This is a genomic window from Pseudomonas sp. AAC, from assembly GCF_000725445.1.
GTDB lineage: Bacteria > Pseudomonadota > Gammaproteobacteria > Pseudomonadales > Pseudomonadaceae > Pseudomonas > Pseudomonas citronellolis.
This window is the reverse complement of record NZ_KL647101.1, coordinates 309,260-334,604: the sequence shown is the minus strand read 5'-3', so window position 1 is coordinate 334,604 and position 25,345 is coordinate 309,260. Positions and strand designations below refer to the sequence as shown.

General features: G+C 68.3%; 22 protein-coding genes. 9 read left to right on the top strand and 13 right to left on the bottom strand.

Annotated features, from left to right (window positions below; genetic code table 11):
* Nucleotides 1-10: 10 nt before the first annotated feature.
* Nucleotides 11-1,168 carry a 1-acyl-sn-glycerol-3-phosphate acyltransferase gene (locus FG99_RS26905; RefSeq protein ID WP_043273277.1) on the bottom strand — a complete coding sequence of 386 codons (1,158 nt, stop codon included), beginning with the start codon at nucleotides 1,166-1,168 and terminating at the stop codon, nucleotides 11-13.
* A 136-nt stretch (nucleotides 1,169-1,304) separates the two neighbouring features.
* Here FG99_RS26905 and FG99_RS26900 point away from each other — a divergent pair, with 136 nt between their 5' ends.
* The 4 genes from FG99_RS26900 (at nucleotide 1,305) to FG99_RS26885 (ending at nucleotide 4,216) form a co-directional block, all read left to right on the top strand.
* The gene (locus FG99_RS26900) at nucleotides 1,305-1,487 is read left to right on the top strand and encodes a CPXCG motif-containing cysteine-rich protein (RefSeq protein ID WP_043273275.1); all 183 of its coding nucleotides are present in this window, start codon (nucleotides 1,305-1,307) and stop codon (nucleotides 1,485-1,487) included.
* Complete coding sequence (locus FG99_RS26895; protein WP_043273273.1) at nucleotides 1,487-1,753, top strand: putative signal transducing protein; 267 nt, start codon at nucleotides 1,487-1,489, stop codon at nucleotides 1,751-1,753. Before FG99_RS26900 ends, FG99_RS26895 begins: the two co-directional genes overlap by 1 nt.
* An 18-nt stretch (nucleotides 1,754-1,771) precedes the next feature.
* Entirely contained in the window at nucleotides 1,772-2,389 is a 618-nt protein-coding gene (locus FG99_RS26890; protein WP_043273271.1) for an SOS response-associated peptidase, read from the top strand.
* A gap of 456 nt (nucleotides 2,390-2,845) precedes the next feature.
* Entirely contained in the window at nucleotides 2,846-4,216 is a 1,371-nt protein-coding gene (locus tag FG99_RS26885) for a spinster family MFS transporter (protein ID WP_043273269.1), read from the top strand.
* Nucleotides 4,217-4,493: 277 nt separating this feature from the next.
* Here FG99_RS26885 and FG99_RS26880 read toward each other — a convergent pair whose 3' ends face one another.
* The 9 genes from FG99_RS26880 to FG99_RS26840 form a co-directional block, all read right to left on the bottom strand.
* Entirely contained in the window at nucleotides 4,494-7,547 is a 3,054-nt protein-coding gene (locus FG99_RS26880; RefSeq protein ID WP_043273268.1) for a multidrug efflux RND transporter permease subunit, read from the bottom strand.
* A gap of 88 nt (nucleotides 7,548-7,635) precedes the next feature.
* Nucleotides 7,636-8,748, bottom strand: a complete 1,113-nt coding sequence (locus FG99_RS26875) for an efflux RND transporter periplasmic adaptor subunit (RefSeq protein ID WP_043273267.1) — start codon at nucleotides 8,746-8,748, stop codon at nucleotides 7,636-7,638.
* Nucleotides 8,749-8,971: 223 nt separating this feature from the next.
* A complete protein-coding gene (locus FG99_RS26870) occupies nucleotides 8,972-10,069 on the bottom strand; it encodes a DUF1513 domain-containing protein (RefSeq protein WP_043273266.1) in 1,098 nt (365 codons plus the stop codon).
* A 139-nt stretch (nucleotides 10,070-10,208) separates the two neighbouring features.
* Entirely contained in the window at nucleotides 10,209-11,270 is a 1,062-nt protein-coding gene (locus FG99_RS26865; protein WP_009615871.1) for an imelysin family protein, read from the bottom strand.
* A 10-nt stretch (nucleotides 11,271-11,280) separates the two neighbouring features.
* Nucleotides 11,281-12,699 (bottom strand): di-heme oxidoreductase family protein, encoded by a 1,419-nt coding sequence (locus tag FG99_RS26860; protein WP_043273265.1) that lies wholly within the window; start codon nucleotides 12,697-12,699, stop codon nucleotides 11,281-11,283.
* A gap of 174 nt (nucleotides 12,700-12,873) precedes the next feature.
* Nucleotides 12,874-14,220, bottom strand: a complete 1,347-nt coding sequence (locus tag FG99_RS26855; RefSeq protein WP_043273263.1) for an imelysin family protein — start codon at nucleotides 14,218-14,220, stop codon at nucleotides 12,874-12,876.
* A 128-nt stretch (nucleotides 14,221-14,348) separates the two neighbouring features.
* Nucleotides 14,349-16,421 (bottom strand): putative bifunctional diguanylate cyclase/phosphodiesterase, encoded by a 2,073-nt coding sequence (locus FG99_RS26850; protein ID WP_043273262.1) that lies wholly within the window; start codon nucleotides 16,419-16,421, stop codon nucleotides 14,349-14,351.
* A 192-nt stretch (nucleotides 16,422-16,613) separates the two neighbouring features.
* Entirely contained in the window at nucleotides 16,614-17,195 is a 582-nt protein-coding gene (gene sodB, locus FG99_RS26845; protein WP_009615879.1) for a superoxide dismutase [Fe], read from the bottom strand.
* 309 nt (nucleotides 17,196-17,504) lie between these two features.
* Complete coding sequence (locus FG99_RS26840) at nucleotides 17,505-18,107, bottom strand: LysE/ArgO family amino acid transporter (RefSeq protein ID WP_009615881.1); 603 nt, start codon at nucleotides 18,105-18,107, stop codon at nucleotides 17,505-17,507.
* 175 nt (nucleotides 18,108-18,282) lie between these two features.
* Here FG99_RS26840 and FG99_RS26835 point away from each other — a divergent pair, with 175 nt between their 5' ends.
* On the top strand, nucleotides 18,283-19,182 hold the full coding sequence (locus tag FG99_RS26835) for a LysR family transcriptional regulator ArgP (protein ID WP_009615882.1): 900 nt from the start codon (nucleotides 18,283-18,285) through the stop codon (nucleotides 19,180-19,182).
* On the opposite strand, the gene FG99_RS26830 is transcribed toward FG99_RS26835, so the two are convergent.
* The gene (locus tag FG99_RS26830; RefSeq protein WP_043273261.1) at nucleotides 19,169-20,221 is read right to left on the bottom strand and encodes a saccharopine dehydrogenase family protein; all 1,053 of its coding nucleotides are present in this window, start codon (nucleotides 20,219-20,221) and stop codon (nucleotides 19,169-19,171) included. The genes FG99_RS26835 and FG99_RS26830 overlap by 14 nt on opposite strands.
* Before the next feature lie 178 nt (nucleotides 20,222-20,399).
* Here FG99_RS26830 and FG99_RS26825 point away from each other — a divergent pair, with 178 nt between their 5' ends.
* Complete coding sequence (locus tag FG99_RS26825; RefSeq protein ID WP_043273260.1) at nucleotides 20,400-21,389, top strand: NAD-dependent epimerase/dehydratase family protein; 990 nt, start codon at nucleotides 20,400-20,402, stop codon at nucleotides 21,387-21,389.
* Nucleotides 21,390-21,470: 81 nt separating this feature from the next.
* On the opposite strand, the gene FG99_RS26820 is transcribed toward FG99_RS26825, so the two are convergent.
* A complete protein-coding gene (locus FG99_RS26820; RefSeq protein WP_024128440.1) occupies nucleotides 21,471-21,740 on the bottom strand; it encodes a hypothetical protein in 270 nt (89 codons plus the stop codon).
* 263 nt (nucleotides 21,741-22,003) lie between these two features.
* Here FG99_RS26820 and FG99_RS26815 point away from each other — a divergent pair, with 263 nt between their 5' ends.
* The 3 genes from FG99_RS26815 (at nucleotide 22,004) to FG99_RS26805 (ending at nucleotide 23,833) form a co-directional block, all read left to right on the top strand.
* Nucleotides 22,004-22,843, top strand: a complete 840-nt coding sequence (locus FG99_RS26815) for a kinetochore Spc7 family protein (protein ID WP_043273258.1) — start codon at nucleotides 22,004-22,006, stop codon at nucleotides 22,841-22,843.
* Between the two features lie 262 nt (nucleotides 22,844-23,105).
* Nucleotides 23,106-23,591 carry a hypothetical protein gene (locus FG99_RS26810; protein ID WP_043273256.1) on the top strand — a complete coding sequence of 162 codons (486 nt, stop codon included), beginning with the start codon at nucleotides 23,106-23,108 and terminating at the stop codon, nucleotides 23,589-23,591.
* Nucleotides 23,588-23,833, top strand: coding sequence for a hypothetical protein (locus FG99_RS26805; protein ID WP_009615887.1), 246 nt, complete (start codon nucleotides 23,588-23,590; stop codon nucleotides 23,831-23,833). The genes FG99_RS26810 and FG99_RS26805 overlap by 4 nt, the downstream gene beginning before the upstream one ends.
* A gap of 430 nt (nucleotides 23,834-24,263) precedes the next feature.
* On the opposite strand, the gene FG99_RS26800 is transcribed toward FG99_RS26805, so the two are convergent.
* Nucleotides 24,264-25,313, bottom strand: a complete 1,050-nt coding sequence (locus FG99_RS26800) for an alkene reductase (RefSeq protein ID WP_043273255.1) — start codon at nucleotides 25,311-25,313, stop codon at nucleotides 24,264-24,266.
* Between the last annotated feature and the right edge of the window lie 32 nt (nucleotides 25,314-25,345).

Here is a 25,345-nt window from a genome sequence, read left to right as displayed (position 1 = left end):
ATGCGGTGGCTCAGGCCTGCTTGAGCCGGTACTGGTTCAGCACCGGGTTGGCGTACTGCAGGACCAGGTAGGGGCGGTGCTCCGGCGGGCAGGCCTGCAGGCGCTGCTGCCACTGCTCGCGGGCCCGGCGCAGTTCCTCGGTGCCGAACAGACTCTCGGCGCCGGGCACGGCCAGGGCCGGGTCGCGCAGCTCGGACATCTCGTAGGCCAGGTAGTGCACCGGGAACAGCCGGTAGTTGCCGAGGATCTGCCGGTCCAGGGCGGCGGCCAGCTGCTTGGCGTCGGCGTAGTCGCCGTCCATCTCGGCGCCGAAGTTGATCTGCACGCGGCCTTTGTAGCCGGTGATGCCCTGGGCGATGCTGGCGTCGTCCTCGCCCGGCGCCTTGCGGTACTCGCCGGTAGTGGCGCGGGTGTACAGCTCGCGGGCTTTGGCGGCGTCGCAGGGGTCGTATTCGTAGCTGATCGACACCGGGATCAGGTGCAGCTCGCGGATCACCTCGGCGAAGGGCTCGTCCTTGCGGCTCATGTGGAACATCTTGAGGATCGCCGAGTCGGTGCGGTCGTCACCGTCCTTGGCGCGGCCCTCGGCCTGGGCGATCCACACCGACTCGCCGTCGTGGCGGATCGAATGGTTGATGTAGGCCGAAAGGGTGGTGTAGGCCGCCAGCTTCTCGCGCCGGCCGCTGATCGAGCGGTGCACGATGAAGCTCTTGTTCAGGCGCATCAGGTCGCTGACGAAGGGCCGCTGCAGCAGGTTGTCGCCGATGGCGATGCGCGGCGTCGGCAGCTTGGCGTGGTAGATGGCGTAGTTGCAGAACGCCGGGTCCATCACGATGTCGCGGTGGTTGGCGATGAACAGGTAGGCGCGGCCGCTCTTGAGGTTGTCCAGCCCGGAGTAGGTGACGCCGTCGGTGGCGTGCTCGATGGTGCGGTCGACGTAGGGCTCGCACTTGTCCTGCAGTTCCACCACGCTGCGGATGCCGGTGACCTCGCGGGCCAGGCGGTGGGCGATCAGCGGGCGCAGCAGCCAGCCGAAGGGGCGCGACAGGCGCGGATAACGATAACGCGCCAGAATACCCAGGAAGGCGTCGTCGCTCAGCAGGCGCTGGAGAACGGCCGGGACTTCGGCGTCGTTGTACGGTCGGATGGCTTCGAACTCGCCCATCATGCTCTCTTGTTCATGGGTGTAACTGGCACGGCACGCGTCTGGCGCGGGCCTCTCCCCCGGAAAACCGACCATGCCCGCGGGCCTGGCCGGATAAAAAGACCGCGGGAGTATAACGGAAGTCACAGGGGACCTTCAGATGCTCGAGACCCAGGCTTACCACTGCCCCTATTGCGGGGAAGCGGTCGAGGCCGTGCTAGACCTCTCCGGCGGCGACCAGAGCTACTATGAAGATTGTCCGGTGTGTTGCCGGCCCATCCTGTTCCAGCTGTACACCGACGGCGCCCAGTGGACGCTGGAGGTTCACCGGGAGGACGACTGATGCAGCGAGTCTACGAACCGGCCGACCTGGCCGAGGCCGAGTTGCTGGCCGGCATGCTGGCCAGCGAGGGCATCGATTGCCACCTCGGCGGCCGCCACCTGCTCGGTGGCATCGGCGAGCTGCCGCTGCACGGGCTGCTGCACCTGTGGGTCGACGACGGGGAGGCGCAGCAGGCGCGGGAGCTGATCCAGGCGTACAATGCCGCGCAGCCGTTGCCCGGCCCGGCCGACGAGTTCGGCCCGGCCAGTGGCGTGCTGCTCTGTTGAGTCCGCGCTGGAGCGCCGATGACCGCCCGCTTTGCCCTGTTCCGCTGGACCCGCGAGCTCGCCGAGCTGCCGGGCTTTCCCAAGGACCACCCGCCGCACTGGAACCTCGCCCCCGGCGCGCAGCTGCTGATGCTGCGCGAGGAGGCCGGCGCGCGCCGCGCCGACCTGGCGCGCTGGGGCCTGACCCCGGCCTGGCTCACCGACCTGTCGCGCACCCCGGCCCACGCCCGCGCCGAGACGCTGCACGAGCAGCCGATGTTCCGCGAAGCCTTCGCCCGCCGCCGCTGCCTGGTGCCGGCCAACGGTTTCTACGAATGGCGCGGGGTGCGCAAGCGGCCCTACTGGGTGGCCGGAGCCAGTGGCCTGAGTTATTTCGCCGCGGTCTGGGAGGCCTATCCGGTGGGCGGCCACACCTGGCTGAGCCTGGCCCTGGTGACCCAGGCGGCCGGTCCGCTGCGCCGCCCGTTGCTGCTGGAGAGCGAGGAGGACAGGGCGCTCTGGCTGGGTGACGAGACGCCGCTGCCCAAGCTGTTGAGCCTGCTGGCCCGACCGCAGGTGCGGCTGCGGGAGCAGGCGCTGGCGAGCATAGTCAACGATCCGGCTTGCGATGGGCCGGAGTGTTTGACGCCGGCTTGATGCGGGAGCGCTGAAGGGGCTTTTCGTAGGAGCGAGCTTGCTCGCGAATGGCGCCTCCCGATTGTCGAGGTGCGACAGATTGACTCCGCTCCCTCTCCCCAGCCCTCGGCTGCGCGCCCCGCCCTGAAGGGAGAGGGGGCTAGACCGTGCCGAGAACAGGCATGGTTTCAGCCGGAAACCACCGCGCTTGCCGGCTGACGCAGGAATACCCATGCACGCCGAACGGTCCCCTCTCCCTTCAGGGAGAGGGTTAGGGAGAGGGCGCTCTTCAGGGTAGGCACCCACGCACCCCCCTTCGCGAGCAAGCTCGCTCCTACGAAAAGCCTCCGCCTTATCATCCAGAGGCCCCCACTCGCATTCAGCAGCCTGATAGTGCGCGCCAGTTTCCCCTGCGCTTGCCTAAGCTGCACTCCACCCCTTCGCTCTGGCCGCGTTGGCGGCGAACAGGAGTTCGGCATGCACAATAACAACAACGGCTACCCCTCCAGTGCCGTGGCCTGGTCCACGGTGGCGATCCTCATGGTCGCCTACGTCCTGTCGTTCATCGACCGGCAGATCCTCAACCTGCTGGTCGGGCCGATCCGCCGCGACCTGGCCATCAGCGACACCCAGATGAGCCTGCTCATGGGGTTGTCCTTCGCGCTCTTCTACACCCTTTGCGGCATCCCCCTCGGGCGCATGGCCGACAGCCGCAGCCGGCGCGGGCTGATCACCGTCGGCGTACTGATCTGGAGTGCCATGACCGCGGCCTGCGGCCTGGCCCGGCAGTACTGGCAGTTCCTGCTGTTCCGCGTCGGCGTCGGCGTGGGCGAGGCGGCGCTGTCGCCGGCGGCCTATTCGCTGATCGCCGACAGCTTCCCGGCGCAGCGCCGGGCCACCGCCATCAGCGTCTATTCCATGGGCATCTACCTAGGCTCCGGGCTGGCCTTCCTGCTCGGCGGGCTGGTGATCAAGTTCGCCTCGGCCCAGGGCGACGTGCACCTGCCGCTGCTCGGCGAAGTGCGCCCCTGGCAGCTGATCTTCCTCATTCTCGGCGCCGCCGGTGTGCTCTTCACCCTGCTGATGCTGGCGGTGAAGGAGCCGCAGCGCCACGGCGTGGGCGCCGGCGTCGAGGTGCCGATGCGCGAGGTCGGCGCCTACCTGCGGGCCAACCGCAGGACGGTGATCTGCCACAACTTCGGCTTTGCCTGCATCTCCTTCGCCAGCTACGGCAGCGGCGCCTGGGTGCCGACCTTCTTCGTCCGCACCTACGGCTGGGACGCCGGCCACGTCGGCGTGGTGTACGGCAGCATAGTGGCGGTGTTCGGCTGCCTGGGCATCGTCTTCGGCGGGCGCCTGGCCGACCGCTGGGCCAAGCGCGGCAGGACCGACGCCAACATGCGCGTGGGCCTGCTGGCGGCCTGCCTGGCGCTGCCGCTGTCGGTGACCTTCCCGCTGCTGGACGACGCCAACCTGGTGGCCCTGCTGATGGCGCCGACGGTGTTCTGCCTGAGCATGCCCTTCGGCGTGGCGCCGGCGGCGATCCAGGAGATCATGCCCAACTCCATGCGCGGCCAGGCCTCGGCCATCTACCTGTTCGTGGTCACCCTGTTCGGCCTGGGCGTGGGCCCCACCGCGGTGGCGCTGGTCACCGACTTCGTGTTCCACGACGACATGGCGCTGCGCTACTCGCTGCTGATCGTCACCAGCCTGGCGCTGCTGGGCGGCGTGGTGCTGCTGGGCATGGGCCTGAAGCCCTACCGCCAGAGCCGCGAGCACCTGCAGAACTGGAGCCTGCAGCGCGAACCCGGGCAGGACAAGGGCAGGATGCAGCGGCAGCCGGCGTAGGGCGTATAACCGTTCGCGGTTATACGCCGCCACACCCAAACCCATGCCCGGCTTCGCGGTCATGATCGGAGCGCTCCGGACAGGCGCTGCGGGTTCGAATCCGCAGCGGTCCGGGGCCGAGGTCAAACGGCGGATAACGTCGAACGTTATCCGCCCTACGTTGCGCCGAGGTGCCTTTCGTAGGATGGGTTGAGCTTGCGAAACCCATGCAGTCACGGTGATGGGTGTCGCTTCGCTCCACCCATCCTACGGGGGAGGGGTAGGACTCTGTCCGTGTTCAGTGCGCCGGGCTTGGATCGCCCTCTGGCGTCAGGTCCTTCTTCGCCACCAGCGTGTACACGCACGGCAGCACGAACAGGGTGAAGAGCGTGCCCACGGTCATCCCGGTGGCGATCACCACGCCGATGTCGAAGCGGCTCACCGCGCCGGCGCCGGTGGCCAGCAGCAGCGGGATTACCCCCAGGACCATGGCCGCGGTGGTCATCAGCACCGGGCGCAGGCGGATGGCCGCGGCTTCTTCCACCGCCTCGCGCACGCCCAGGCCGCGTTCGTGGCGCAGCTGGTTGGCGAACTCGACGATGAGGATGCCGTGCTTGCTGATCAGCCCGATCAGCGTCACCAGGCCCACCTGGGTGTAGATGTTCAGGCTCGACAGGCCGAGGAACAGCGGCACCAGCGCGCCGCAGATCGACAGCGGCACCGTGACCATGATCACCAGCGGGTCGCGGAAGCTCTCGAACTGCGCGGCCAGCACCAGGAAGATCACCGCCAGGGCCAGGCCGAAGGTCAGCAGCAGGGCGTTGCCTTCCTGGACGAACTGCCGCGAGGCGCCGGCGTAGTCGAAGGCGAAGCCGCGCGGCGACTCCTGCTCGGCGATCTGCTTCACGGTGTCGATGGCGTCGCCCATGCTCACCAGCGGCACGCCGGAGACGATCGCCGAGTTCAGCTGCTGGAACTGGTTGAGCTGGCGCGGCCGCGCGCGCTCGTGCAGGGTCACCACGGTGGACAGCGGCAGCAGCTCGCCGCGGCCGTTCTTCACGTAGTAGCTGCCCAGCCATTCGGGGTTCTCGCGGAAGCGCCGCTCGACCTGGGCGATCACCTTGTAGCTGCGCCCGTCGATGGTGAAGCGGTTGATCTCGCCCTCGCCCAGCAGGCTGGCCAGGGTGATGCCCAGGTCCTGCATGGACACGCCCATCTGCGCCGCCTTGGCGCGGTCGATGTCGACCACCAGCTCCGGCTTGTCGAAGGCCAGGTCGAGGTCGAGGAAGGCGAACTTGCCGGATTCCTCGGCGCGCTTCTTCACCCGCTCGGCCACCTGCAGCAGCGACTCGTAGTCGCTGGCGGTGTTGATCACGAACTGGAACGGCAGGCCCTCGCCGGTGCCTGGCAGCGACGGCAGGTTGAAGCCGAATATCTGCAGGCCGGGGATCTTGTCCAGCTCTGCCTGCACCGCGTGGAGCAGCTCCATCTGGCTGCGCTCGCGTTCGTCCCAGGGCTTGAGCAACATGCCGCCGATGCCGCTCTGCACACCGTTGTAGCCGTTGATCTGGAACGCCGAATAGTACTCGGGGAAGCTGCGGAAGATGCGCTCGAACTCGCCGGTGTACTTGTTCAGGTAGTCCAGGTTGGCGGTCTGCGGCGCGTTGGCCATGAGGAAGACGATGCCCTGGTCTTCCTCCGGCGCCAGTTCCTTGTGGGTGAACACCAGCAGCAGCGGGATGATCGCCAGTACCAGCGCGCCGAACACCAGCACCACCGGGCGGTTGTCCAGGGTGGCGTGGAGGCTGCGCTGGTAGCGTCGCTTCAGGCCTTCGAAGAGCAGGTCCAGGCGGTGCGACAGGCCGCTGGGGTTCTCGTCGTGGCGCAGCAGGCGCGAGCACATCATCGGCGACAGCGTCAGCGCCACTACCCCGGAGATGATCACCGCGCCGGCCAGGGTGAAGGCGAACTCCTTGAACAGCGCGCCGGTCAGGCCGCTGAGGAAGCCGATGGGGGCGTACACCGCGGCCAGGGTGATGGTCATGGTGACCACCGGCACGGCGATTTCCCGGGCGCCTTCGATGGCGCCCTGGAAGGGCGACTTGCCGTCCTCGATGTGGCGGTGGATGTTCTCCACCACCACGATGGCGTCGTCCACCACCAGGCCGATGGCGAGCACCATGGCCAGCAGCGTCAGCAGGTTGATGGAGTAGCCCATCAGCTGCATGAAGAACAGCACGCCGATCATCGACAGCGGGATGGTCACCACCGGGATCAGCACCGAGCGGAAGGCGCCGAGGAACAGGAAGACCACCACGATGACGATGAGGATGGCCTCGCCGAGGGTCTTCACCACCTCGTCGATGGAGGCCTGGATGAAGCGCGTGGCGTCGTAGGCGATGGACACCTTCAGGTCCGGCGGCAGCTGTTCCTCCAGCTCGGGCATCTTGGCGCGGACTTCCTTGATCACGTCCAGCGGGTTGGAGCTGGGCGTGCCCTTGATGCCGATGTACACCGAGGGGATGCCGTTGAACGAGCTGACCGAGTCGTAGCTGGCCGCGCCCAGTTCCACCCGCGCCACGTCGCTCATCAGCACGCGGCGATCGCCGAGGGTCTTCAGCGGGATGGCGGCGAAGGCCTGCGGCGATTTCAGGTCGGTGGCGGCGTTGACGCTGGTGACCACCAGTTCGCCCTTCACCTCGCCGGCGGCGGAGAGGAAGTTGTACTTGCGCACGGCGTCGTCGATGTCGCTGGCGGTGATGCCGTAGGCGGCCATCTTCACCGGGTCCAGCCACAGGCGCATGGCGAACACCTGGTTGCCGAGGATTTCCGCCTCGGCGATGCCCGGCAGGGTGGCGAGCTTGGGCTGGATCACCCGCGACAGGTAGTCGGTGATCTGCGGGTTGTCCATGTGCTCGCTGTAGAAGCTGATGTACATCAGCGCCGAGGCGTCGGCGGCTTCCTTGTCCAGCACCGGGTCCTCGGCGTCGGGCGGCAGCTGCGTCTTCACCTCGCCGATCTTCGACAGCAGCTCGGTCACCAGGCGGTCGGTGTTGGCGCCGATGTGCGCGTAGATGGAGATCACCGAGTAGTTCTGCCGGCTCACCGAGGTCATGTAGTCGATGCCCTCGGCGCTGGCCAGGCTCTGCTGCAGCGGCTGGGTGATGTAGCCCTGGATGGTCTCGGCGTTGGCCCCGGCGTAGAAGGTGGTGACGGTGATCAGCGCGTTCTCCATCTGCGGGTATTCGCGGATCACCAGGCGGCTGAAGGCCTGCATGCCGAGCAGGACGATCAGCAGGCTGACCACCGTCGCCAGCACCGGGCGGCGGATGAAGGGATCGGTAAAGGCCATGGTTCAGTCCTTTGTCGTTGCGCCCGCGCGGCCGTGGCCGGGCGGGGTTCGGCGGCCGCGCGGGCGGCCCTGGTGCTTGGGTTGCGGCTCAGCGCACGTCGTCGACGATGGCCACCGGGGTGCCGCTGTCCAGCTTGAGCTGGCCGCTGGTCACCACCTGTTCGCCGACCTTCAGGCCGTCGAGGATCACCGCCTTGCCTTCGCGGCGCTCGCCGACCTTGACGAAGCGGCGCTCCACGCCCAGCAGCGGCTGGCCCTTGGCATCGTTCTGCGGCTTGCCGTCCTTGTCCTGCTTCGGCCCCACCACGTACACCGAGTTGCCGTACAGGGTGAAGGCGATGGCGGTTTCCGGCACCACCACGCGCTGCGCGGTTTCCGGCAGCTGCACCTCGAGGCTGGCGAACATCCCCGGCAGCAGCTTGCCGTCGGGGTTGGCCATGGCCGCGCGCACCTGCAGGTTGCGCGTCTCGTTGTCCACCCGCGGGTTCAGCGCCTGGATGCGCGCCTCGAACACCTGGCCCGGGTAGGCCGCGACCGTGACCAGCACGCGCTGGCCGACCTGCAGGCGGGGGAAGTCCTGTTCCGGCAGGAAGAAGTCCACCAGCAGGGTGGAAAGGTCCTGCAGGGTGGCGATGGGCGTGCCCGGCGAGACGTAGTCGCCGACGTCCACCTGGCGGATGCCGATGGTGCCGCCGAAGGGGGCGAGCACACGCTTCTTCGCCAGCGCCGCCTTGAGCTGCGCGACCGTGGCGCTGGAGCGCTGCAGCTGGGCGGCCAGGCGGTCGAACTCGCTCTTGGAGATGGCCTGGCGGCCGACCAGGCTGCGGCCGCGCTCGAATTCCACCTGGGCCAGGTTGAGGTCGGCCTCGGCGGTGCGCAGGGTGGCGGCCTCGACGTCGTTCTCCAGCTGCACGATGGGCTGGTCGACGCGGACCTTCTCGCCGGAGGCGAACAGCACCTGGCGCACGGTGCCCGAGGCTTCGGCGGTGAGCACCACGCCCTGGTTGGCGCGCAGGGTGCCGATGGCCGGCAGGCGGCTCTGCCAGGTGAGTTCCTCGGCCTTGACCGCGGTGACGCTGACCGGCGGGCGCGGCGCGGTGAACTGGGCGATCTGCTTCTGGATGGAGAAGTACTTGGAGCCGGCGAGCACCGCGACTATGACGGCGACCGCGCCGAGCATGATCAGCATGCGGCGCAACATGTTCCTGTTCCTTGGTAAGTGCCTGGCGGCTCTGCGCTGCGAGGGGCCCGTTCCTGTATGACCGGCCCTGCCTTCGCGGGACTGCATCGGTTCCCGGAGCCTGGCGGGAATGCCCCGTTGCGGGGCAGAAGTGCGCACATTAGACGGAGTTCGCTGCCGCGTCAAAGTGCCTTGATTGCAGGACGTTTCCCCTCGCGGGGGATTTAGCGCGGCCCTGCGCGGTTCAGGACGCCAGGTGCAGGTGGTTGTCCCAGAACGCCGGCGGCAGTTGCAGCACCTCGGCGGCGATCTTTTCGCCGCGGCAGTCGTAGAGGCGGCAGCGGCCCTGGCCGGAGGTGACCACGAAGCCGTCCTTCACCGCGCCGACGCCGGCGCAGTCGGGCAGCGGCGCGTCCAGGCGCAGGGCGCCGCTGTCCAGGTCCCAGATGAAGAAGCGGTTGCCGCGCGGCGCGGTCAGGGCCACCAGGCGCAGTTCGTCGTGCACCGCCACGCTGGCGGTGTACTGGACCATGGCCTGGCGCTGTTCCTCGCCCAGCGGGAAAGGCTGGAAGCTCTGGCCGGGGCGCTTGATGGCGAGCAGGTCGGCGGCCTCGTGGGCGTCGCCCATGAACTGCTGGCAGGCGACGATGGTGCCGTCGGCGGCGATGGCCAGGTGGCGCACGCTGTTCATCTGCTGGGGCAGGGTTTCCTTGGAGACCAGCGAGCCGTCGCGGCGCATCAGCACCAGGCTCGGTTCCATGGCGTCGAGGTTCATCTCCACCCGGCTTTCGGCTTCGGTGCGGATGCCGCCGTTGGCCACCACCAGGGTTTCGCCGTCGGGCAGCCAGGCCACTTCGTGGGGGCCCAGGCCATGGGTCGGCACTTCACCGGCGTGCGCCAGCTTCTCGCCGTCGAAGCGGTAGATGCCGAGCAGGCCGCGGCCGGGGTCGGTGGTGTCGTTCTCGGTGGCGTAGAGCCACTCGCCGTCCTTGTGCCACACGCCGTGGCCGTAGAAGTGGCGGTCCGGCTGCGAGTCCAGTGTCTGCAGCAGGCGGCCGTCCTCCAGGCTCACCAGGTAGCTCTGGCGCCCCGGGCGGCGGGCCACGAACAGCGCCAGCGGCAGCGTCGGGTGCTGGACGATGGCGTGGCAGCGCAGGCCCACCTCGGTGGCGAACGCGCAGCTGCCGTCCAGGCGGTAGCCCACCGCGTAGTGCTTGCCATCCGCGTCGTCGCGGGCGGACAGCAGCAGGGGCTCCTTGCCCTTGCGCGACAGCGTCCAGCCACCGAAGGAGAGGGCGCCGAGCAGCAGGCTGCCCAGGCCGATCACGTGACGTCGCAGCATGGCGTTCACCTCTTTCACTTCATTCACCCCTGATCCGGCGAGCTAGAGCCAGGCCAGGCGGAGAGACACGGCGAATGCGGAGTTCGCATCTGCGAATTCGACGTGTCTGTCCAACGACGCATGGCCGACGCTCGACTGGTCAGTCGCCGTCGTTGGCGTTGAAGCCCAGTTGCACGTTCAGCGCCTTGGCCAGTTCGCCCTCGTGCAGGCGGTGGACCACGTTCAGGCTGTCGTACAGCTCGTTGAGCTGCTTGACGCCGGCATCGTCCTTGAGCAGTTCGCCCAGGGGCTGCTTGAGCGCGGCGAACTTGCCGTGGACGTCGGCGTAGGCGGCGTCGATCTTGCCGGCCAGGTCCTTCTGCTCGCTCGGCAGCAGGGCGCGCAGGCCCTTGCCGTCGGTGCCTTTCCACAGCGCCTCGGCGCCATTCAGGCTCGACTCCAGGCTGGCCAGGGAGATGTCGCTGCGCCAGTTCTCGGCCTGGAACGGCTGCGGGATGCCCTTGCTCTGGCGGCCCAGCGGGGTGCCGAGCTTCTTCTTCAGCATGTCCAGGGCGGTGACCTGCACGCGCATCATCTCGGCGATGGCCTCGTGGGCGTCGGCGTAGCGCTCGTTGGGGAACTTGCTCATCTGCGCGAGCATGCCGTTGTCGGCCTTCCAGCGCGTCAGGATGTCCTGGGCCAGGGCCTGCTGGTGTTCGCCGATGGCTTCCAGCAGCGGGCAGTAGCGCGCGCGGGTGGCGGCGTCGGCCAGGTCGATCCTGGCGTCGAAGAGGATGTATTCGTAGGCGGTCAGGCCCTGCACCACCACGCTGGACTTGGCCAGGGTGGCGGGGGTGATCTGCGCGTCGCCGTTGAGCAGTTGCTCGACCTGGCGCGCCACCAGGTTCTTCTTGTCCGGGTAGAACTGCACCTGCCAGGCGCGGTTGCCCTCGGCCAGCGGGCCGATCAGCAGCGGCTGCAATTCGGCCCAGGCCTTCTGCGCGGCGACGAAATCGGCGCGAGCCTTGGCCAGCTCTTCCTTGCCCTGGCAGAAGGCCAGGGCGCTGGCGGCCAGGGCGCGGTCGGCGTCGACCCAGCGGCTGTAGGCCGGCAGGATCACCTGCTGGGCCAGCGCGGCGCTGGTGGTCGCCTGCGGGTCCTGCGGCGAGCAGGCGCCCAGGGCGATGGCGAGGCTGGTGAGCAGTAGTCGGGGGCGGAACATGTTCGGCTCCTTAGAGTGAATTCAGGAAGTCCAGCAGGGCGCTGCGTTGCGCGGCGTCGAAGGCCAGTACCCGCTGCCTGGCCGCCTCGGCCTCGCCGCCGTGCCAGAGCACGGCTTCCAGCAGGTTGCGCGCGCGCCCGTCGTGGAGGAACTGGGTATGGCCGTTGACCACCTCGGTCAGGCCGATGCCCCATAGCGGCGGGGTGCGCCAGTCGCGTCCGCTGGCGAGAAATTCCGGGCGATTGTCCGCGAGTCCCTCGCCCATGTCATGTAGTAGAAGGTCGCTGTAGGGGCGGATCACCTGGTTGGCCAGCTCCGGCTCGGCGGCGTCGGGCCCGGTGGTGAACTTCGGGGTGTGGCAGCCGGCGCAGCCGGCCTGGTGGAACAGCGCCTTGCCGGCCAGCACCTGCGGGTCGTCGACCTTGCGCCGCGCCGGCACCGCGAGGTTGCGCGCGTAGAAGGCGACCTGGTCGAAGATGCGCTGGCTGACCTCGGGCTTGCCGCCGTCGACGGCCTGGCGGCAGGCGGTCTGGGCTTCGGTGCAGTCGTCGCCGGGCAGCAGGGGGCTGGTCAGGCCCATGTCGCCGGAGAAGGCGTGGGCGTTCTGCTGCGCCACGTCGGGCTGCCCGGCCTTCCAGCCGAAGCGGCCGAGCACGGTCTGCTGGCGGGCGTCGTCCCAGACGCGGTTGGCGCGGCCGCGGATGCCGTCGCCGTTGCGGTCCTCGGCGTCGGCATTGGCCAGGATCGCCGCTTCGGGGATGGCCTCCAGCAGGCCCAGGCCGATCATCGGCGGGGCGACGCGGGCGGAGAACTGGGTGTCCGGGTGCATGGGGCCGTAGCCCAGCTCGGTGAGGCGCAGGATCGGCTTGCGCAGCTCGACCTCGGTGCCGTCCTTGAAGCTCACCTTCAGCGGCTGGTAGTCCATGCGCACCCGCGCCTCGGGGGCCACGCCGGGAATCGCCGAATCCTGCAACTGGCCGCCGTAGACCGGCTCGGGCACCACGCCCAGGCGCTTGAGGGTGCGTGCGTCCTCGGCGCCGGCGGGAATCGACAGGCGCACCAGCATGGACACCGCGTTGATGTCCCTGGGCCCCGGCGGATGGCCGCGGCCGTCCTTGATGTGGCAGTTCTGGCAGGCGTTGGTGTTGTACAGCGGCCCCAGGCCGTCGCGCGCGGTGGTGGTGGTGGGCGCGATCACCCAGGGGTTGCGGAAGAAGCTGTTGCCCACGCTGAAGTCCAGGCGGCGGCTGGGCGTGAGGTTGCCCGAGGGCATGGAGTAGGCGTTGCGGTCGGCCTGGTAGACGGTGGCGCCGCCGCCGGACAGGGCCTCGCCCGGTTCGGCCACCGCCTTGGGCTCTTCGCGACCGCAGCCGGCGAGGGCCAGGGTAGCGAGCAGGGCGGCGAGGGCGACGGTTGGACGGCGGTACATCGAGGCGATCCAGGCTGAAAAACGGGCGGGCCATCTTAGCAGTTGGGCAAATGCAAATATGAAAAATTTGTATTCGCTATTGCCGTGTGGCCCGGATGAAACGCCAAGGCCCCGGTTCACGGGGCCTTGGCTTGGCCAGTGCGCTGCGGCTGGTTGCCGCAGCGCGGGCGTCGATCAGAACTGGTGATCGGCGTTGTCCGGCTTCAGGTCCTGGATGCCCAGGGCGGCGGCGGCCTTCTCGATGGCGCCGGTCTGCTTGACCAGGGAAGCGATGGCGTCGCTGATGATCTTGTGGTCGGCCTCGTCGGCCGGGGCGATCATCTGGTCGAAGTGCACGCCATCCTTCTCGGCGCGGTCGACGATGGCCTGCATCTTGGCCTGGGTGGCGTCGAGGTCGGCCTTCAGGTCGGTGTTGGCCTGGGCATCGGCCTTGGCCACCAGGTCGGCCACGCTCGGGCCCTTGACCAGGCTGCCGTCCACGCGCTTGTACTCGCCCAGGTAGATGTTGCGGATGCCTTCGGCGTTGAAGTACAGGGTGTGGTGGGTGTTGTCGCTGAAGCAGTCGTGCTCGTCTTCGGTGGAGTTGGCTTCCAGGGCCACCTTCATGCGCTCGCCGGCCAGCTCGCCCAGGGACAGGCTGCCCATGCCGAAGAAGATCTTGCGCAGGTTGGCGTCGGCGCCGTCGGCTTCCAGCTTGGCGCGGTAGTTGTCGGCGACGCCGGCCTTCCAGTTGCCGACCATTTCTTCCAGCTGGGCCACCAGCAGGTCGGTGACGGCCTTCAGGTAGGCCGCGCGACGGTCGCAGTGACCGTTGCTGCAGTCCTTGCCCTGGACGTAGTCGGTGTAGGGGCGGTTGCCGGCGCCGGGCTTGGTGCCGTTGAGGTCCTGGCCCCAGAGGAGGAACTCGATGGCGTGGTAGCCGGTGGCGACGTTGGCTTCGGAACCGGCCACTTCGTTCAGGCTGGCCAGCTTCTCGCCGGTGATTTCCTTGACGTCGATCTTGTCTTCGCCGACCTGGATCTCGGTGTTGGCGACGATGTTGGCGCTGGCGGCCGGGTTGCCCTCGGCGTGCTGGTAGTCCTTGGCGACGTAGTCGATCAGGCCTTCGTCCAGCGGCCATGCGTTGACCGCGCCTTCCCAGTCGTCGACCACCTTGTTGCCGAAGCGGAAGGCTTCGCTCTGCGAGTAGGGCACGCGCGCGGCCAGCCAGGCCTCGCGGGCGGCCTTGAGGGTTTCTTCGCTGGGCTTGGCGAGGAAGGCGTCGACGGCCTTCTGCAGGGCCTGGGCGGTAGTCAGGGAGTCGCTGAAGACGGCCTCCGCCATGTCCGCGTAGTTCTTCACCACGGCCTTGACCGCGGCCTCGTCGACCTTGGCGGCGGCCGGGGCGGCGCTCTGGGTGCTGGCGGCCGGGGTGGCTGCCTGGCTGGCCGGGGCGGAAGCTTCTTTCTTGTCGTCGCCGCAGCCGGCGAGGGAGATGGCGATGGCCAGCAGGCTGGCGGTGGCCCAGGGCATACGAGTCATGGCGGGTTCCTTAGCATGAGGGTGGCGCAAAAAGGTGTGCGCAACGAAAGCGGCAACATAATGCGAAAGATTTGCATTTTTGAAAAGGCCGCGCTTGCGATTTGCCAGCAGCCTTCACAGCGGGGGGATCAGCGGCGTTCGATGCTGGAGCTGCCGGCGGCCTCGGCCAGGCGCCGCGCCTGCTTCAGATAGAGGGTCAGCTCGCGCGCCGGCAGCGGCTTGCTGTACAGGTAGCCCTGCCCCTCGTGGCAGCCCTGGTCGATGATGTAGGCCTCCTGCTCGAGGGTCTCCACGCCCTCGGCGATGACCTGCATGCCCAGGCTCTTGCCCAGCTGGATGATGGCCCGGACGATGGTGGCGTCGTCGTCGTCCTGCAGCAGGTCCTGGACGAAGCTCTTGTCGATCTTGATCTTGTCCAGCGGCAGGCTCTTCAGGTAGCTGAGCGAGGAGTAGCCGGTGCCGAAGTCGTCGATGGCGATCAGCGCGCCGGCGCGGCGCAGGCTGAGCAGGTGCTGGGCGGCGGTGGAGATGTCTTCCATCAGGCCGGTCTCGGTGACTTCCAGCTCCAGCGAGCGCGGCGGCAGGCGGTGGATCTGCAACAGGTTGCTGACCACCCTGGGCAGGGCGTTGTGGCGCAGCTGCACGGTGGACAGGTTGACCGCCAGGCGCAGGTCGTCGAAGCCCTGGTCGTGCCATTCGCGCAGTTGCTTGCAGGACTGGTCGAGCACCCATTCGCCGATGGAGAAGATGCTGCCGTTCTGCTCGGCCAGGGGGATGAACAGGTCCGGCGCGACCCAGCCCTGGGTCGGGTGCTGCCAGCGCAGCAGGGCCTCGACGCCGACCACGCGGTGGTCGCGGTAGTCCACCTGCGGCTGGTAGACGATGTGCAGCTCGTTGCGCGACAACGCCTCGCGCAGGTCCTTCTCCAGCTCGCGGCGGCGGCGCATCTCGCTGTCGACGCTGGCGATGTAGAACTGGTAGCGGTTGCGCGAGCGGGTCTTGGCCAGGGTCATGGTCTGCTCGGCCTTCTGCAGCAGCTTCTCGGTGCTCTCGCCATCCTCGGGGTAGAGGGTGATGCCGATGGTGGCGCGCAGCTGCACCGGCTGCTCGTCGAGCTGGAAGGGCAGCTCCAGGTCGTCGAGGATCTGCTGGGCCAGTTCCGCCGCCTCGTAGGGCTGCTCGATGTCGGCCTGGACCAGGGCGAACTGGTCGCCGCCCAGGCGCGCCAGGGCGCCGAGCTGGGCGCTGTGGCCGCGCAGGCGGTCGGCCAGGGCGATCAGCAACTGGTCGCCGAACTGGTAGCCGTGCTGTTCGTTGATGCCCTTGAAGTCGTCCAGGCCCAGGCACAGCACCGCCACGCGGCGCTCCTCGCGGCCGGCGTCGGCGAGTATCTGGTCCAGGCGCTGCTGCAGCAGCTTGCGGTTCGGCAGGCCGGTGAGGAAGTCGTACTGGGAGATGCGCAGCAGGCTGTTCTCCGCCTCGCGGCGCAGGTGGCCGTTGCGCTCGATGGATTCCAGCAACTGGTTGGCGGTGTTGATCCACAACCCCAGTTCATTGTGCTCGTGGCCGGCCAGCATCGGCAGCTTGTGCTCGCCGGGGCGGTCGGGGTTGATGCTGGTGAGGTGGTCGATGATGCGCCACAGCGGCTTGGTCAGCAGCCAGTGGTAGACCAGGAACAGCACCAGGCCCATGGCCAGGGCGCGGAGGATGCCGGAGAGGAAGATGATCACCGAGGTGACCACGAAGTCCTGGCCGTAGGGCGCGGTGTCCAGGGTGATCTTCAGGTCGCCGTAGTATTCGCCGGGCTCGCCGCGGCCGACCAGGCGGATGGCATAGTGCTGCTCGGGGCCGAGGATGGGGTCGGTGAGCCAGCGGGTGGGGGAGTCCAGCAGCGGGCGGGATTTCTCCGCCAGCATGGGTTCGTCGGGGTGGCCGATGGCGGCGTAGCGCACTGCTTCATGCTGGAACAGGCCTTCGAGCACCTGCATGGCCATGTCGCGGTCCAGGCTGTAGACCGCCTGGGTGGACGGGTCGCGGACCATAGCGAGGATCCGCTGGGCATCGTTGTGCACCGCCTGCCGCGCCTTGTGGGCGTCGAAGACGATCTGCGCGCAACTCAGGACGACACCCACCACCAGCGCCGCGAGCAATACGACGCGCAGCAGCTTGAGGGAGAGCCTGTGCCGGGGGTCCAGTTTCAAGGGTGCTTTCCTTGTTCATCGCCATCCGGCGAAAGACAGGTCTGAGTATTGGCAAACGGAGCTTTGACGTCAAAGGGCCATCACCCTTTTCCGACCAAATCCGACTCTCAGGTTAGCCGAGCCTTGTCCTTCTGGCGCGCAGAAAGCAGAAACCCGGCTTCAGGCCGGGTTTCCGCGGAGCAACCGAGGGTATCAGGCAGCGAAGTTCTTCGCCACGTAGTCCCAGTTGACCAGGTTCCAGAAGGCTTCGACGTACTTCGGACGCAGGTTGCGGTAGTCGATGTAGTAGGCGTGTTCCCACACGTCGCAGGTCAGCAGCGGGGTGTCGCCGCTGGTCAGCGGGTTGCCGGCGCCGATGGTGCTGGCCAGGGCCAGGGAGCCGTCGGCCTTCTTCACCAGCCAGGCCCAGCCGGAGCCGAAGGTGCCGATGGCGGTCTTGGTGAACTCTTCCTTGAACTTGTCGAAGGAACCGAAGGCGGCGTTGATGGCATCGGCCAGGGCGCCGGTGGGCTGGCCACCGCCGTTGGGGGTCAGGCATTCCCAGTAGAAGGTGTGGTTCCACACCTGGGCCGCGTTGTTGAAGATGCCGCCCGAAGAGGTCTTGACGATGTCTTCCAGGCTCTTGCCTTCGAACTCGGTGCCCGGGATCAGGTTGTTCAGGTTCACGACGTAGGTGTTGTGGTGCTTGTCGTGGTGGTATTCGAGGGTTTCCGCGGAAATGTGCGGCTCAAGGGCGTTCTTGGCGTAAGGCAGCGGCGGCAATTCGAAAGCCATGGTGTTTCTCCTATTTCCTCAGGTCAGGGCTAGCGCGGCGAACGCGCGACCGGTACACGGGGCCGGTTCGTGATTGTCGCGGCATCCGTACGTAGCGCCCCTGCTCCGCAGAGCGAGGCGCGCGTCGGGTGCGTCCAGCAGGCCTGGCAGGCTGGCGCCGCGAACCTCGGATCATAGCACCCGCCCCCCGGCATATCCACGCAGCAACTGTAGGGGCAAAGCCGCGCGCCAGTGCCGGTGCGGGGCGTTCCCGCGCACTGGGGTCGACTGCCGTGGGGCTCCGGGGTTCGATCTGTTTCGTCGCCGGGCTCAGGCGGCGAACACCAGTTGGCTGGCCATGCCGAGCATCATCACCGCCACCATCAGGTCGACCAGCCGCCAGGTGGCCGGGCGCGCCAGCCAGGGCGCGAGCCAGGCGGCGCCCAGGGCCAGGGTGAAGAACCACAGCAGCGAGGCGCTGGCCGCGCCCATGGCATAGGCGCCGGGCGCGGCCTGCTGGGCGCCGAGGGAGCCGATCAGCAGCACGGTGTCCAGGTACACGTGGGGGTTGAGCAGGGTCACCGCCAGCGCCGCCATCAGCACCGCCCGGCGCGAGCGCGGGCCGGTCTGCCCGGCGTCGGCCATGGCCTGCGGGGCGATGGCGCGGCGCAGCGCCTTGGCGCCGTACCAGGTCAGGAAGATCACCCCGCCCCAGCGGGCCACGGCCAGCAGCGTGGGGTTCTCTGCCAGCACCTTGGCCAGGCCGAACACCCCGGCGCTGACCAGCACGGCGTCGCACAGCACGCAGAGCGCGGCCACCGACAGGTGATGCTCGCGGCGCAGGCTCTGGGCCAGGACGAAGGCGTTCTGCGCGCCGATGGCGATGATCAGGCCGGCGGCCACCAGCAGGCCGTTGAGGTAGCTCTGCCACATGTTCAGGCTCTCCCTTGGCAGTTGGAGCACTGGCGGGACGGCGAGGGAACGGGGAGGGTCAGGCCAGGCATGGTCGGGCTCCGGTGGGCGGGTTCGAGGGGGAATGCCTGGCGAGTCTGGGGCTTGTGCCTGTATAAGGAAAACGAATCCTGTTGATGGCTCATTAGGAAAACTGATGTTCGACTACAAGTTGCTGGCCGCCCTGGCGGCGGTGGTGGAGCAGGGCGGCTTCGAACGCGGCGCCCAGGCCCTGGGCCTGTCGCAGTCGGCGATCTCGCAGCGCATCAAGCTGCTCGAGGCGCGCGTCGGCCAGCCGGTGCTGGTGCGCGCGGCGCGGCCGCAGCCCACCGAGCTGGGCCGCCGCCTGCTCAACCACGTGCAGCAGGTGCGCCTGCTGGAGGGCGACCTGCAGCAGTGGGTGCCGGCGCTGGACGAGGGCGGCTCGCCCGAGCGCCTGCGCCTGGCGCTCAACGCCGACAGTCTGGCGACCTGGTGGGCCGCTGCCATCGGTGATTTCTGCGCCGAGCGCCGGGTGCTGCTGGACCTGGTGGTGGAAGACCAGGAGGTGGGCCTCAAGCGCATGCGCGCCGGCGAGGTGGCTGGCTGCCTGTGCGCCAGCCCGCGGCCGGTGGCGGGTGCGCGCAGCGAGCCGCTGGGAGCGATGCGCTACCGCGGCCTGGCCAGCCCGGCGTTCGTCGCCCGGCATTTCCCCGAGGGCGTGCGCGTCGAGGCCCTGGCGCGGGCGCCGGCGATCGTCTACGGCCCGGATGACCAGTTGCAGCACCGCTACCTTGCCGACCTCGGCGTGGACGGCACCTTCATCTACCACCTGTGCCCCTCGTCCGAGGGCTTCGTGCGCATGACCTGCGGCGGCCTGGGCTGGGGCCTGGTGCCGGAGCAGCAGGTGCAGGGCGAACTGGCCCGCGGCGAGCTGGTGGAACTGCTGCCGGGCCAGGTCATCGACGTGCCGCTGTACTGGCACCACTGGCGCAACGGCGGCGAGCTGCTCGCCGCGCTGACCGCCCACCTGCTGCGCCGGGCCGCCGCCAGCCTGGTGCCGATCAGCCGCGGATGACGATGCGCCCGCTGCCCGGCAGGGCCTCCACGCAGCGCGGGCCGAACAGCTGCGAGGGCGTGAAGTAGCCGCCGGGGCCGTCGTGGCCGAGCAGGTGGCGCACGGCCAGGAGCACGCCGTGTACGGTGACGTCGTAGCCGTTGGCGGTCTCCAGGCGCGCCGTGCGCCGCTCGCCGCGGCCGTTGCGCACCTCGCCCCAGACCCAGGTGCGCAACCGGCTGCGGGCCTGCTCGTCGGGGCCCTTCACGCGCCGCTGCACCTGGCGCTTGAGCCAGTGCTGGACGCCGTCGCGGCCGAGCAGCGGGCGTAGTGGGTCGATCAGGCGCATGCCCATGGCCGCCAGCGGCGGCGCCGGCAGGTACACCTCGATGTTGGGGATGCCGGTGCTGTAGAAGGCGGTGGCGACGTCGCCCCAGGGAATGCTCACGGCATGCTTGAGGCCGCGGCCGAAGTCGATGTCGCGGCGCTTGTAGCCCAGCGGCACCTCCACCAGGCGGCCGTCGCGGCGCACCTTGCCGCCCAGCTTCAGGCCTTCCACCGTGGTCGCGGCGGTGCCCGGCGAGAGCCCGCTGCCGGTGTCGAAGCCCAGCGCCAGTTGGGTGGCGTCGGGCAGGGCCTCGGCCAGGCAGGCGGCGACGCAGTCGGTGGGGATGACGTCGAAGCCGACGCCGGGGCAGACCACGCAGCCGGCGGCGCGGGCGCGCTCGTCCAGGCCGTGGGCGTGTTCGAAGACGCCGATCTCGCCGGTGATGTCGACGTAGTGCGTGGCATTGGCCAGGCACGCCTCCAGCAGCGGCGCGGCGGTGGCGGAGAAGGGCCCGGCGCAGTTGGCCAGCACGGCGACGTCGGCCAGGGCCGCGCCCGCGCCCTCGGCGCCGAATACCCGGCACTCCAGGCCCAGCACGCTACCCAGCGCCTGCACGGCGGCGGGATCGCGCCCGCCCAGCAGCGGGCTCAGGCCCTGGCGCCGGGCCTCCTCGGCCAGCAGGCGGCCGGTATAACCGTTGGCGCCATAGATCATCCAGTAGGGCTTGCTCATTCGGGGCCTCGCACAGGGAACGGGGAAGGATCGCCGGGGTTCTAACCGGCCTTGCCGCCGGCTGTCACCCGGCCGCGAGTCGGGCGGCTCGCAAGGATGCCGTTCTGGCGTGCGCGGCCAGCGTGGCCGGGCGGGTGGCCTGCTAGAGTCGGCAGACAACAACTATAGAGGTGCGTGCATGAAGATTCTGGTCACCGGCGCGAGCGGGTTCATCGGCGGGCGTTTCGCCCGCTTCGCCCTGGAGCAGGGCCTGGCGGTCCGCGTCAACGGCCGCCGCGCCGAGGCCCTGGAGCCGCTGGTGCGGCGGGGCGCGGAGTTCATGCCGGGCGACCTGGCGGACGCGGCCCTGGTGCGGCGCCTGTGCGAGGGCGTCGATGCGGTGGTGCACTGCGCCGGCGCGGTGGGCGTGTGGGGCCCCTACGAACACTTCCACCAGGCCAACGTAGTGATGACCGAGAGCGTGGTCGAGGCCTGCCTGAAGCAGGGCGTGCGGCGCCTGGTGCACCTGTCCTCGCCGTCGATCTACTTCGACGGCCGCGCCCACGTCGGCCTGAACGAGGACCAGGTGCCGACGCGCTTCGCCAACCACTACGGCGCCACCAAGTACCAGTCGGAGAAGGTCGCCCTGGGCGCCGCCGAGTTCGGCCTGGAGGTGCTGGCGCTGCGCCCGCGTTTCGTCACCGGCGCCGGCGACACCAGCATCTTCCCGCGGATGATCGCGGCGCAGCGCAAGGGCAAGCTGAAGATCATCGGCAAGGGTCTGAACAAGGTCGACTTCACCAGCATCCAGAACCTCAACGACGCCCTGTTCAGCGCCTTGCTGGTCACCGGCACCGCGCTGGGCCAGGCCTACAACATCAGCAACGGCCAACCGGTGCCGCTGTGGGACGTGGTCAACTACGTGATGCGCCGCCTCGACCTGCCACCGGTGACCGCGCACATGCCCTATCCCCTGGCCTGGTCGGTGGCGGCGCTGAACGAAGGCCTCTGCTATCTGCGTCCGGGCCGCCCCGAGCCGGTGCTGACGCGCATGGGAATGGCGGTGCTGGCCAAGGACTTCAGCCTGGATATCGGCCGCGCCCGCCAGTTCCTCGGCTACGAGCCACGCGCCAGCCTGTGGGACGCGGTGGACGAGTTCTGCGACTGGTGGAAGGCCAGCGGGCTCTGAAGAGCCCTTCGCGGCTTTCGTAGGATGGGTAGAGCGCAGCGAAACCCATCGCCCGGGCCCATGCTGCACCCGACCCCGCCGTCATCCGCGCAGCGGCCCCGAGTAATGCCGCTGCCCGGACTCGCTGGGCAGGAAGCTCGGCTCCTGCACCACCCGCGGCAGGCGCACGCCGCTCAGCTCGCTGAGGCGCTGGCCCAGTTCGCGGGTGTCGTCCCGGCTGGAGCCCTCGCAGGCGCGCAGCATGAGTGCGATGGCGTCGGCTTGCTGGAACCGGATGTCCAGCGCCTGTTCTTCGCGCAGACGGCGGCGCAGTTCGCGCATGCAGTCCAGGATGGCCTTGTTGAATTCGATCACCCAACTCCCTCCCCCGCAGTGGGCGCCAGGGCGGCGCCGGTGCGGAGGCGGAGCAAGGCACATGCCATACTGTCGCCTTGCCACTATTTCCGCGGCCTGGCGGGAACCCCGGCCGCGCCGGCGTGGTCTCTGCCAGGGCCCGTGCGCGCCGCCGCGGTGCGCCGCGCCCCCCGATGGCGCGCTGTCCAAGCCGCCGGCGCGAACGGATATACTGCGCCCTGCGCAGGCGCCATGCCGCTTTCCCCCCACAGGTTTCCTTCATGCGTAACGACAGTTTCGACGACTTCGACGATGTGCCCAGCCTGACCACCGACGCCGCCGACCGCGACGAGTTCGGCCACCATCCGCGCCGCGTCTACGAGCCCGGTGGCCAGCGCCTGGCGCCCCAGCCCAAGGGCGGCGCCAGCACCGGGCCGCTGTGGGCGCTGGTGGCGGCCATGGCCATCGCCCTCGGCGGCCTGGCCTGGTGGAGCCACCAGCAACTGGCGCTGATGGAGCACCAGTTGATCGCCACCCAGGAAAGCTTCGCCAAGATCAGCGAGGAAGCCGCCGGCCGCCTCGACGACATCCGCGGCAAGTTCGTCCAGAACGAGTCCTCGGTGACCAGCGAGCGCGAGCAGCTCAAGCTGCAGGTCAAGCAGCTGCAGGGCCGGCTCGCCGACCAGGCGCGCCAGCAGCAGGACTCGCTGTCGCAGATCGATGGCCAGCAGGCCAAGCGCCTCGACCAACTGAGCAACGAACTCAAGGCCCAGCAGGACAGCGCCGCGCAGCTGATCGCCCAGCTCGACGGCAAGATCAAGTCGCTGGCCGACGAACAGGCCAAGGTGAAGAGCCTGCAGGGCGACCTGGCCACCGCCAACGCGCAGATCCAGAACCTGAGCGCCGACGTCGCGGCGCTGAAGAAGCGCGGCGACCAGAGCCAGTCGATCAAGAGCATCCAGGACGACCTGCTGATCCTGCGCAGCGAAGTCGAAGGCAAGCAGGGCCAGCAGGGCGGCAGCACCGCCGAATTCGACGCCTTCCGCGCCCAGGTCACGCGCAACATCAACGCGCTGCAGGCGCAGGTGCAGAACCTCCAGCAGCAGCTGACCAATCGCTGAGCGCCCGTGTAGGAGCGGGCCCTGCCCGCGATTCGCGCGCAGGGCGCGCTCCTACATGGGAATGTGCGGGGCGAATCTTATCCGCGATAAGCATCAGGCCTGCACTGGGGCTGGATCGCGGATAAATCCTATAGCGCTCATACGACCTGGAATGTCCAGGCTCTTGTATGCATGTCAGCACTTTCGTCTTTGTGCTCCGCGGGCTATGCCGGGCAAAGCGATTCCATTCTGCTAGGGCCTTTTATGGACAAAGGCTCGGTATGTGGAGACGCAACAACGATCGATTTGCAGCAGCCGGGGCATCTGTTTTGCGCTGACCAGCATCCATTTGCAGCCCCATGAACGCAATCGCCTGAGGTTGCTGCGCTATTCATCGACGTCGCTGCCGAATCAGGATGTCGCCGACTTCGTCATTGAAGTCTTCGACTATATGCAGGTCAAAGACAGGGAATGCAGTCTTGAAGTCGCCCTGTCCGAACCGCTGACTCGACAAGTGGCGGATGCTCTAAATAGGCAGAATCTCCAGGTCGCGCTCACCCTGAGTGGCATTGCCGGGGGCCTGGTAGGCTTCGGCAACAAGTTTGCCGGTATTGCCGCAGGTGGGGCGGTAAGAAAGTACTCACTTTCTCGGCTGAGGAGTTTTCATGCCGGCGACAGGATATTGAGCGTGGCGGCCAGTGTCGGTGGCGGTATCGGTCCCCAGGCCACCTTGCAATCGACTCTGATTACCCGAGCCCACCCGACATGATGCTCAGCGAGTTGATCCATCTGTTCGTCGCCTTTGTCCTGATGCTGGTGCTGTTCCGCTGCGTGAGGAAAAGTTCCAGCAGGACTTGGCTGGCGGTGGCGCTGGTGTTGATAGGGGGTGTGTTGATGTATTGGCAGCCACCATTCCGGCTGTGGATGATCGACTTGCCTACAGTGGGATTGTTCGGTTTCATCATCGGCGTCTGCTTCTTTTACGAACGCAACAAGGCGGCAGACGAGTGAGGGACCTCGCTAAGATTTATTGTCGCAAGCGCGCCCTGCCCGCGATTCGCGCGCAGGGCGCGCTCCTACATGGTTTGTAACGGTATTCACCGGTGGCTTTCGTGCTTTGGGTTGGCTCCGTTCCCTCTCCCTGAAGGGAGAGGGGATCGTTCGGAGCGCTTGGATGGAGTCAGCCGGCTAGCACAGAGATTACCGGTTAAAACCAGGCCCCCTCTCGGCACGGACAAGCCCCCTCTCCCTTCAGGGAGAGGGCTGGGGAGAGGGCTCTAGGCTCTTAACCCTCAACCGAAGCGATACCCATCACCCACCACCGCATGGGTTTCGCAGGCTCAACCCATCCTACGAAAAGCGCGCCGGCGCAGTTGGCAACATATCCGCCGCAAACGAAAAGGGCGCCTCCAGGAGGCGCCCTTTTCTTCATGCCCTGTCCTTACAGCCGCGGGTAATCCAGATAGCCGACCGGCCCCTTGGCGTAGAAGGTTTCCGGATGCGCTTCGTTCAGCGGCGCGTCCTTGGCCAGGCGCTCCACCAGGTCCGGGTTGGCGATGAAGGGGATGCCGAAGGCCACTGCGTCCGCCTTGCCGCTGGCCAGCCAGGCGTTGGCGCTGGCCTTGGTGAAGCGCTCGTTGGCGATGTAGGGGCCGCCGAAGATTTCCTTCAGTTTCGGGCCGATGCTGTCGGGGCCTTCCTTCTCGCGGGTGCAGATGAAGGCGATGCCGCGCTTGCCCAGTTCGCGGGCCACGTAGCCGAAGGTCGCCAGCGGGTCGGCGTCGCCCATGTCGTGGGAGTCCATGCGCGGCGCCAGGTGCACGCCGACGCGGCCGGCGCCCCACACCTCGATGGCGACGTCGGTGACTTCCAACAGCAGGCGCGCGCGGTTTTCGATGGAGCCGCCGTACTGGTCGGTGCGCTGGTTTGTGCTGCTCTGCAGGAACTGGTCGAGCAGGTAGCCGTTGGCGCCGTGGATCTCTACGCCGTCGAAGCCGGCGGCCTTGGCGTTCTCGGCGCCCTGGCGGTAGGCTTCGACGATGTCGGCGATTTCCTCGGTCTCCAGCGCGCGCGGGGTGACGAACTCCTTGATCGGACGCACCAGGCTGACGTGCCCGGCCGGCTTGATGGCGCTGGGCGCCACCGGCGTTTCACCGTTCAGGTACAGCGGGTCGGAGATGCGGCCGACGTGCCACAGCTGCAGCATGATGCGCCCGCCGTTGGCGTGCACGGCCTTGGTCACGTTGCTCCAGCCGCGCACCTGGTCGTCGGACCAGATGCCGGGGGTGTCGGGGTAGCCGACGCCCATGGGCGTCACCGAGGTGGCTTCGCTGAGGATCAGGCCGGCGCCGGCGCGCTGGGTGTAGTACTCGGCCATCAGCGCGTTGGGCACGCGGCCCTCGTCGGCGCGGCAGCGGGTCAGCGGGGCCATGATGATGCGGTTCGGCAGTTGCAGGTCGCCGAGGGTGATCGGGTCGAAGAGCGTGGTCATTGCTGCGGTGCTCCGTTACGGGATGTTCGGTG